The 10,000-nt window shown below is 31.4% G+C and carries 7 protein-coding genes and 1 pseudogene; all 8 read left to right on the top strand.

Going from position 1 to position 10,000, the window contains the following annotated elements:
- The first annotated feature begins 169 nt into the window (after positions 1 to 169).
- On the top strand, positions 170 to 949 hold the full coding sequence (locus tag LDL23_RS03015) for a patatin-like phospholipase family protein (RefSeq protein ID WP_291264389.1): 780 nt from the start codon (positions 170 to 172) through the stop codon (positions 947 to 949).
- Between the two features lie 68 nt (positions 950 to 1,017).
- Entirely contained in the window at positions 1,018 to 1,725 is a 708-nt protein-coding gene (gene pyrH / locus LDL23_RS03010; RefSeq protein ID WP_026724473.1) for a UMP kinase, read from the top strand.
- Positions 1,726 to 1,755: 30 nt separating this feature from the next.
- Positions 1,756 to 2,319 carry a ribosome recycling factor gene (gene frr / locus LDL23_RS03005; RefSeq protein ID WP_291264388.1) on the top strand — a complete coding sequence of 188 codons (564 nt, stop codon included), beginning with the start codon at positions 1,756 to 1,758 and terminating at the stop codon, positions 2,317 to 2,319.
- 68 nt (positions 2,320 to 2,387) lie between these two features.
- Positions 2,388 to 2,843: a hypothetical protein gene (locus LDL23_RS03000; protein WP_291264387.1), complete on the top strand. Its 456-nt coding sequence runs from the start codon at positions 2,388 to 2,390 to the stop codon at positions 2,841 to 2,843.
- Between the two features lie 76 nt (positions 2,844 to 2,919).
- Positions 2,920 to 5,403, top strand: coding sequence for a DUF5686 family protein (locus tag LDL23_RS02995; protein WP_291264386.1), 2,484 nt, complete (start codon positions 2,920 to 2,922; stop codon positions 5,401 to 5,403).
- 75 nt (positions 5,404 to 5,478) lie between these two features.
- Entirely contained in the window at positions 5,479 to 7,890 is a 2,412-nt protein-coding gene (locus LDL23_RS02990) for an efflux RND transporter permease subunit (RefSeq protein ID WP_291264385.1), read from the top strand.
- A gap of 29 nt (positions 7,891 to 7,919) precedes the next feature.
- Positions 7,920 to 9,368 carry an asparagine--tRNA ligase gene (gene asnS / locus LDL23_RS02985; protein ID WP_291264384.1) on the top strand — a complete coding sequence of 483 codons (1,449 nt, stop codon included), beginning with the start codon at positions 7,920 to 7,922 and terminating at the stop codon, positions 9,366 to 9,368.
- 94 nt (positions 9,369 to 9,462) lie between these two features.
- Positions 9,463 to 10,000 (top strand): annotated as a pseudogene (locus LDL23_RS02980) (RNA polymerase sigma-54 factor); the annotation flags it as partial.

Genomic DNA, 10,000 nt, shown 5'->3' with positions numbered 1-10,000 from the left:
TTCGTGACCTGTAGATTTTCCTTCAGTTATTAAACTAGTTATCTTTTTTCTGTAATCGGCATAAGAAAAACTATTTTCTAGTGCTTGTTTTATAGTATTTATCATCTTCTTAACTTTATTTGGCAAATTTAATTCTAATTTTGGTAATTATCTGTAAGAAATGTTACATATGGAAAATCCTTCTAAATCTATCGGAATCGTATTGTCAGGTGGTGGTTCTAAAGGAATTGCACATGCAGGTGCTTTGCAGTTTTTAACCGAAAAAGGGATGCAACCATCTTGTATTTCAGGAACAAGCGCTGGCGCAATTGTTGGTGGATTATTTGCATTTGGAAAAACGCCCGAAGAGATTCTAGAATTTTTCAAGTCAATTTACTTTTTTCATTGGAAGCACTTTACCTTCAAAAAAGCAGGATTGATTGATTCAGAATCCTTCAAAAGTTATTTTACAGAAATTTTTGGTGATATCACTATTGGCGAATTAAAAATTCCGGCCTACATCACAGCGACGGATTTAGTTAAAGGAAAACTCAAAATTTTTAATTCCGAAACAAAACTTATCGATGCCATTTTAGCTTCTTCCTCTTTTCCAGGAATGCTGTCTCCGTATGAAATCAATAACAAATTGTATAGCGATGGTGGTATTTTGAATCATTTCCCCACCGATATTTTACAAGGAAGATGCGACTATTTGATTGGAGTTTATGTGAGTCCAATTCAAAATATAGAATCCAAAGATTTAAAATCCATAAAATCAGTTACTAGTAGAGCCTTCGATTTATTATATGCCAATTACAATTATCAGAAGTTTAATTTATGCGATTGGGTTATTGAGCCTAAGGAATTAGCTAATTTTAGTACATTTGAAACCAGTAAAACTAAAATGGATGCCATTTTTGAGATTGGATACAACGAGGCTAAAAAATCATTTCAAAATTTAGATATATAATTGTTAAAACATTTTTTTCTAAAAAAAGCTATTTAACTATATTTGCACCACAAATAATACAACACACGATGAAGTACAAAAGAATTCTTCTAAAATTAAGCGGTGAAGCTTTAATGGGTGATAGACAATATGGAATTGACCCACAACGCTTAGCTGAGTATGCTGCCGAAATAAAACAAATTCACGATAAAGGTGTAGAAATTGCAATCGTTATTGGTGGTGGAAACATTTTTAGAGGTGTAGCTGGTGCAAGCAACGGAATGGACAGAGTGCAAGGTGACTACATGGGAATGTTAGCAACAGTTATTAACGGAATGGCGTTACAAGGAGCTTTAGAAGAAGCTGGAATGCAAACGCGTTTACAAACCGCTTTGAAAATTGAAGCTATTGCTGAACCATATATCAAAAGAAGAGCTACTCGCCATTTAGAAAAAGGAAGAATTGTAATTTTTGGTGCTGGAACAGGAAATCCATACTTTACAACAGATACAGCAGCAGTTTTAAGAGGAATTGAAGTAGGTGCTGACGTAATTTTAAAAGGAACTCGTGTAGATGGTGTTTACACTTCGGATCCAGAAAAAAATGCGGATGCTGTTAAATTTGACTTTATTTCGTTTGAAGATGTATTAGCAAAAGGATTAAATGTAATGGATACAACAGCTTTTACATTGAGTCAAGAAAATAAATTACCTATTATTGTATTCGATATGAATAAAGATGGTAACTTACTAAAAGTGTGTGAAGGTGAAACTATCGGAACAACCGTTACCATATAATTTTAAAGTACGAAGTAAAAATATAGAGCGATGACAGAAGAAATTAATTTTATTTTAGACAGTGCAAAAGAAGCTATGGCGGGTTCAATTGCGCATTTAGAGAAAGAATTATTAAATATTAGAGCCGGCAAAGCTTCGCCACAAATGTTAGGTGGTGTTTTTGTGGATTACTATGGCTCACAAACATTAATTTCGCAAGTTGCAAACATTAATGCTCCTGATGCAAGAACATTAACTGTAACTCCTTGGGAAAAAAACATGTTACACCCTATTGAAAAAGCAATTATGATTGCTAATTTAGGGTTAAACCCAATGAACAATGGAGACAATATCATCATCAATATTCCAGCTTTAACAGAGGAAAGAAGACGTGACTTAGTAAAACAAGCAAAACACGAAGCGGAAGAAGCAAAAATTGGAATTAGAAATCACAGAAAAGATGCTAATACCGATATCAAGAAAGAAGAAAAAAATGGAACAGCTGAAGACATCTGTAAAAAAGCAGAAGAAGACGTTCAGAAATTAACAGATACGTTCATTAAAAAAATTGATGAAATTTTAGCAGTTAAAGAAGCTGAAATTATGAAAGTATAAATTTAACTCCCGATTAACACTCGGGAGTTTTTATTTTAATTAATTTGGTGAGAATAAATTAATACTTTATGAGAAGTAGTACTCTATTGTTCTTAATTGCAATTTCGTTTTTTAGCTGTAAGCAATCTGAAAGCTTAAAAGGAAATTTATATTTCAAATTAATCAATCTAACTTTGCCTTCTGGTCTTACAGATGAGCAAGCGTTACATATTGAGCAAATGATTAACTCTATGTCTTCGGACGAGAAAAATAAAGAACTAATTGATTATTATAAAAATGTAATCAAACATAATTTATTAAAAAATCCATATTTACAACTTGAAACAGAAGATGGAATCAAAAAAGTTTATCTTAATTCTAAAGAATATGATAAAATTAAGGATTTCAAACTTTTAGATTTAAAGGAAAAATCAAAGAAAGTCATTATTGAATTAAATGCTAAGGAACTCGAAAATGATTTATTTTATTCTGAAGAAATTATTTTAATTCAAGAAGTTGATGGGAAAACTCCTTGGAAAAAATAATCTTCCTAAATTTTAAATCCCGATTAACACTCGGGATTTTTTATTTTGAATATATTTGTATAAAATCTCTCTTTTCATGAAATATTTTTGGCTTTTTTTGTGCTTAATCTTTACCACTAATTTTGTAGCACAAACCAAAATTAAAGGACAAGTTATCGACTTTGATTCAAAAGTTCCTATTGCTTTTGCCTCTATTACATATAACAACATCAAATTCAACGCCGATTGGGAAGGAAAATTTTCTATTGAAGTCAAAGATTATAAACTTCCTATCAAAGTTAACTTTAAAGGATATTACGAAAAAATAACCTATCCACAACCAAAAGTTTACAATTTGACGATTAAATTAATTAACGATTTAAACGAAAAAAAAGCGGAAATCTACACCGAGAACAATGTCAATAACATCATTAAAAAAGTTATTGAAAATCGAAAATTAAATGATCCAGAAAAAGGCCTATCGAGTTTTCAATATAAAAACTATGAATACCTTCAGGTAACGGCAAATCCAGATAGTATCTCTTCAAAAATTGATACTATTTATAAAAATAGGTTTTTAAGAAAGCCTTTAATGAAATTGGATTCAACAAATTACAAGTTTAAAAAATTTTCTGAGAAACAGCATTTATATCAAACAGAGAAAGTAAATTTAATTCAACTTAATCACTCTGAATACAAAGAAACCGTTTTAGCCACTAGAATGGCTGGATTTAAACAACCTATTTACGAATATCTTGGTCTTAAACTAATTTCTTATTCTGTTTATGAGAATCCATTTGAAATCTTAGAAATTCCAGTTCAAAACCCGATTTCAAATTTTGGACGAAAATTATACAACTACAAACTAATTGATACGGTAAAAATTGACGGAAGAAGCGCTTACAGAATTTACTTTGAACCCAAAAAACTCAACACGAATCGTTTGAGAGGTTTGCTGTATATTGACACTATTAATTTTGCTATTTGTAAAGCTTATTTTAGAATTTATGGTGTTGTAAACATCAATGCTACCTACACATTTGATTATAAAAAAGATATTGATATTTGGTTTCCAAAAAACAGAAAATTCAAAGTCTCTAAAGGCAACAATCATGAGGATATAAAAATCTTAGGCGGTACTATAAAATTTAGTTCTGATTTAGATTTAACAGAAAGTAAAAATGCCACTGATCAAGCTTATGTTTCAATAGAATCAACTCCATTTGATATTGAAATTAACAAACCTATTTCTATTTCAAAACCAAGAGTTAAAATTGAAGTACCAAAATCAAGTTTAGAACAAGAAAGTAACTACTGGAATGTCTTCAAAAAAGACACTATTGATAAGAGAAAGCTTAGAACGTATACATCGATTGATAGTTTATCGCTCTCAGAAAAAATTGAACATAAATTATTTTTAGGTAGAAAAATTTTCAATGGCTATTTTCCAGTATCTATTTTTGACATTGATTTACGTAGTATTGCAAAATATAACAATTTCGAAGGTTTTAGATTAGGCATTGGTGCTGTAACCAACTCTAAACTTTCAGAAAAATACAAAGTTGCTTTTTATGGTGCTTATGGATTAAAGGATGATGAATTTAAATTTGGCATAACCCCTTCTTATCTAATTCACAATAATTCGGAAACTTGGGTAAGCGCTTCTTATACTGATGATATCAGCGAAATCGCTCAAACTAACTTTGTAACTGATTCACGAAGATTCAAAATATATGATCCACGACCAATAAATATTTCCACATTTTATAATAACAAAATGAGTTCGGCTTTTATTGAAAGTAAGTTTTTACCAAAAACCTCTAGCTATTTTGGAATTTCTCATAATCAAATTCAGCCTCTTTTTGATTACACATTTATAAATGACGGAAAATCATATACCAATTATACCATTACTACTTTACAATTAGCTGTTCAATGGAATCCGTTTAGTAATTACATGCAAACGCCAGTTGGGAAAATTGAATATGAAAAAAGACATCCAAAATTTTCAATTCAGTATACCCAAACAGTGCCAAATTTACTTGAAAATGATTTCGTTTTCTCAAAACTAGATTTCAAAACTTATTATGAATTGCCTTTTTTATCAGGTCAAAAAAGTTCGATTTTATTGCAAACTGGTATAGCATTTGGCGATGTTCCAATTACACATTTATATAGTATTGTTCCTAATAATTTGAACAGAGATGCAATTCTACAACGAATTACTTTTGCAGGAAAAAATAGTTTTGAAACCATGTATTTCAACGAGTTTTTCTCCAATAAATATGCTTCTTTACAATTAAAACATACTTTTAATAAAATTCGTCTTGGATACAAGATTAATCCCGAATTTACTGTCGTTACTAGAATGGCGGTGGGTTCAAACAATAAAAACAATCAACATGTTGGAATTGGATATAAAACACTTGAAGACGGTTTCTTTGAAAGTGGAGTTGAATGCAATAAAATCTTCAAAGGTTTTGGCTTAGTTGCCTTTTACAGATATGGTCCCAACCAATTACCTAATTTTGATGACAACATCGCCATAAAAGTTTCTTACTATCTTGATTTAGGTTTTTAATTTTAACTTAAAAATTCCGCTCAACACCAATATTTTAAGCAATAATACTTACCTTTGCAGCCTAATTTTTGAGAGATGTTAAAGTGGTTAAGCACCAGTTTTTGGGATTATATTGCCAGTAGAATTTTAAGAAACCGCGTTTTTTTATTAGTTCTTGTTTTACTTTTTACTATTTTCATGAGTTTTCAGTGGAAAAACATGCGTTTTACCTTCACTGAAGCTAATTTATTACCCGATGATCATGAAGTAAACATTCAGTACAATTCTTTTTTAGAAAAATTTGGTGAAGAAGGAAATCTAGTTGTCTTAGGATTTAAAGACAAAACCTTTTTTAATGAAAAAAACATTAAAGCTTGGGAAAAATTTATTGCCGAAATAAAAAAGGATAAAGCAGTTGAACTTACCTTATCTATTGAAGATTTAAAAGTACTTGAGAAAGATACATTAGAACAAAAATTCAAATTAGTTTCTTTCATCAATAATGATAGCATTTCTGACACCTATTTAAAAGAAAAGGAAAAAGAGTTTTTCAACGATTTACCTTTCTATGAAGGCATGCTGTTCAATAAAGAAAGTGGAGCAGTGCGTTTTGCTATTTACATGGATAAAAAAATTGTAAACACGCCAGCAAGAAAACAGTTTATTGAAAAACATCTTAACCAAGACAGAATTAACGCCTTCGAAAAAGAAACCGGATTAGATCTTCGTGTTTCTGGAATGCCATACATTAGAACACTGAATGCTAATAGCATTATTAGTGAAATTGGATTGTTCGTTGGTGCAGCACTTGGAATTACTTCATTACTATTCTTTTTCTTTTTTAGAAGTTTCAGAGCTACCATGGTTTCCATGTTTGTGGTAATTATTGGAGTAATGTGGTCGTTTGGAACGCTAGGTTTGTTACATTATGAAATAACCGTTTTAACAGCAATTATTCCTCCATTAATCATTGTTATCGGAATTCCTAACTGTATTTTCCTTATTAACAAATACCAGCAAGAAATTAAAAATCATGGGAATAAAGCCAAATCCTTACAGCGTGTTATTTCTAAAGTAGGAAATGCTACTTTGATGACGAATTTAACTACTGCTGCTGGTTTTGGAACATTCATTTTTACAGATAGTAAATTATTGAAAGAATTTGGAATTGTAGCTTCATTAAACATTGTTTTCTTGTTTATACTTTGTTTAATTATCATTCCAATTGTTTACAGTTATATGCCAATGCCTAAGGAAAAACATTTAGCTCATCTTGGCAAAAACTACATGGCTACTTTCATGAATTGGATTGAAAATACAATTAGACATCACCGAATTGCCGTTTTTTCAACAGCCATTGGTATTTTAGTGATGGGAATTATTGGTATTTATCAAATTAAAATTTCAGGAAGTATTATTGAAGATATGCCGAAAAAGGCACCTTTTTACAAAGACATTTTATTCTATGAAAAAGAATTTGATGGTGTTATGCCATTAGAAATTGTTATTGATACTAAAAAACCTAAAGGCGCTTTAAAATCAGTAACATTAAAACGAATAGAAGAACTTCAAGAAACAATTGAAGAAATTCCGGAATTATCTAAACCTGTTTCTATTGTTAATTTAGTCAAATATTCAAAACAAGCTTACTATAACGGAAATCCTGAATATTACGAATTACCTACCAAACAAGAAGAAGCTTTCATTTTATCCTACATAAAAAATTCGACTAAAAAAGGAAACGAAAATATGCTGAAAAGCTATGTTGATAGTACTGGGCAATATGCACGCATCACTACTTTTATGCGAGATATTGGAACGGACAAAATGCAAAAAATTGAAGAACGTTTACAAGACAAAATCAATCACATTTTCCCAAAAGAACGCTACGAAGTTTCACTAACAGGAAAAGCTTATGTTTTTGAAAAAGGAACCCATTACTTAATTGACAATTTAGTACAATCGCTAATTTTTGCTATTGTTTTAATTTCGTTATTAATGGCATACATGTTCCGTTCTTTCAAGATGATAATTGTTTCATTATTACCAAACATATTACCATTAGTAATGACTGCTGGATTAATGGGATATTTTGGAATTCCAATTAAACCATCCACCATATTAGTATTTAGTATTGCGTTTGGAATATCGGTGGATGATACGATTCACTTTTTAGCGAAATACCGTCAAGAGTTAAAAGCTAACGATTGGAAAATTAAACGATCTGTTTACGCTACTTTAAAAGAAGCAGGAATTAGTATGTTTTACACTTCAGTGGTGTTGTTCTTTGGATTCTCAGTATTTACATTATCTAGCTTTGGCGGAACTGTAGCATTAGGAGGATTAGTTGCCACAACCTTGTTATTTGCCATGTTATCTAATTTAATTCTATTACCAGCATTGTTACTTTCGTTGGATAAAACGATTGCTAATCAACAAGAATTCTTAGAACCTACATTAGATATTTTAGCAGAAGATATTGAAGAAGAAAATTCAAACGAGAAATAGTATATTTGCATTATAAATCATAAATCGAAATGAAACACTCAAAAGTAATAGACCTTTTAAACAGCACGAAAACATTACATGAAGTAACAGCAAAAGGTTGGGTTAGAACATTTAGAAACAATCAATTTATTGCGTTGAACGATGGTTCGACTATTCATAATATTCAGTGTGTGGTAGATTTTGAAAACACACCTGACGAAACCTTAAAAAGAATTACAACTGGGGCGGCTATTTGCGTTACAGGAACTTTGGCAGAAAGCCGTGGTGCTGGACAAAAAGTAGAAATTCAAGTAACGAAGTTAGAGATTTTAGGCGATAGTGATGCGGAAAAATTCCCGATGCAACCAAAAAAACACTCGTTAGAATTCTTACGTGAAAATGCACATTTACGTGTTAGAACGAATGCTTTTGGTGCTATTATGCGTGTGCGTTCAACTTTAGCGTTTGCAGTACACCAATATTTTCAAGAAAAAGGATTTTTCTACGTAAATACACCAATTATTACTGGTTCTGATGCCGAAGGTGCTGGAGAAATGTTCCAAGTAACTTCTTTACCAATCGATGGATCTGCTCCAAGAAACGAAGACGGCAGCATCAACTACAAAGAAGATTTCTTCGGAAAACAAACCAATTTAACAGTTTCTGGTCAATTAGAAGGCGAAACTTTTGCAATGGCTTTAGGTCAAATTTATACGTTTGGACCAACATTCCGTGCTGAAAATTCAAACACTTCTCGTCACTTAGCGGAGTTTTGGATGATTGAACCAGAAGTGGCTTTCAATGATTTAGCGGATAACATGGATTTAGCTGAAGATTTCATCAAATACGTTATCAAATATACCGTTGAAAAATGTGGCGATGATTTAAAATTCTTAGAAAACAGATTACTAGAAGAAGAAAAGTCAAAACCACAAGCAGATAGAAGCGAAATGACGTTGTTAGAAAAATTAAGTTTTGTACTTGATAACAACTTCAAACGTGTTTCTTATACAGAAGCAATTGATATTTTAAAAGATTCAACACCAAATAAAAAGAAAAAATTTCAATATATCATTAACGAATGGGGTGCTGATTTACAAAGTGAGCACGAACGTTTCTTAGTAGAAAAACACTTTAAATGTCCGGTAATTTTATTTGATTATCCCGCAAAAATTAAAGCGTTTTACATGCGTTTGAACGACAACACTGAACCAGGAAAAGAAACTGTAAGAGCCATGGATATCTTATTCCCAGGAATTGGAGAAATCGTTGGAGGTTCTCAAAGAGAAGAGCGTTACGATGTACTTGTAGAAAAAATGAAAGCCTTAGAAATCGATGAAGAAGAACTTTGGTGGTATTTAGATACTAGAAGATTCGGATCTGCTGTTCACTCAGGATTCGGATTAGGATTTGAAAGATTAGTGCTTTTTGTAACTGGTATGGGTAACATTAGAGACGTAATTCCTTTCCCAAGAACACCACAAAACGCAGAATTTTAGAATCTTGTTAAATTGTTTAACTGTCGATGTATTAAATAGTAAATTTAATAAACAATTAAACAGTTAAACGATTAAATCAATTAAACAAACATTAATGTTAAAACACAGTTTACAATTCAAATTATCTCAAAAATTATCGCCTCAACAAATTCAGTTGATGAAGTTAATTCAATTGCCTACGCAAGCTTTTGAGCAACGTCTTCAGGAAGAATTAGTAGAGAATCCTGCTTTGGAAGAAAGTAGCAAGGAAGATAATTACGATTTAGATGATTATGGAAGTGATACTGATGATTACGACGATTACGATAACGAACACATCGATACAGGCGACATCAACATTGACGAATATTTAAGCAATGACGAAACGCCAGATTACAAATACCAAACCAACAATTACAGCGATGACGATGAAGACAAAACGATGCCCTTCGCGGCTCCAGTAAGTTTTCATCAAGATTTAATCAATCAGTTAAACACTTTTATTTTAACTGATGAAGAACGTGACATTGCTGAGTTTTTAGTAGGAAGTATCGATGATATGGGCTATATCAGAAGAAGTATTCAAGATATTGTGGATGATATGGCTTTCACTCAAGGTATTTATACCGATGAGCCAACAGTAGAACGCATCT

Origin of the sequence: Flavobacterium sp., from assembly GCF_020217025.1 — a bacterium.
GTDB lineage: Bacteria > Bacteroidota > Bacteroidia > Flavobacteriales > Flavobacteriaceae > Flavobacterium.
The sequence above is the reverse complement of the archived record's forward strand: the minus strand, read 5'-3'. Positions and strand labels throughout refer to the sequence as shown.

Excerpts from the sequence above, each read along its gene's own strand:
- LDL23_RS03015 (WP_291264389.1), top strand. The coding sequence starts at position 170 with ATGGAAAATCCTTCTAAATCTATCGGAATCGTATTGTCAGGTGGTGGT.
- pyrH (WP_026724473.1), top strand. The coding sequence starts at position 1,018 with ATGAAGTACAAAAGAATTCTTCTAAAATTAAGCGGTGAAGCTTTAATG.
- frr (WP_291264388.1), top strand. The coding sequence starts at position 1,756 with ATGACAGAAGAAATTAATTTTATTTTAGACAGTGCAAAAGAAGCTATG.
- LDL23_RS03000 (WP_291264387.1), top strand. The coding sequence starts at position 2,388 with ATGAGAAGTAGTACTCTATTGTTCTTAATTGCAATTTCGTTTTTTAGC.
- LDL23_RS02995 (WP_291264386.1), top strand. The coding sequence starts at position 2,920 with ATGAAATATTTTTGGCTTTTTTTGTGCTTAATCTTTACCACTAATTTT.
- LDL23_RS02990 (WP_291264385.1), top strand. The coding sequence starts at position 5,479 with ATGTTAAAGTGGTTAAGCACCAGTTTTTGGGATTATATTGCCAGTAGA.
- asnS (WP_291264384.1), top strand. The coding sequence starts at position 7,920 with ATGAAACACTCAAAAGTAATAGACCTTTTAAACAGCACGAAAACATTA.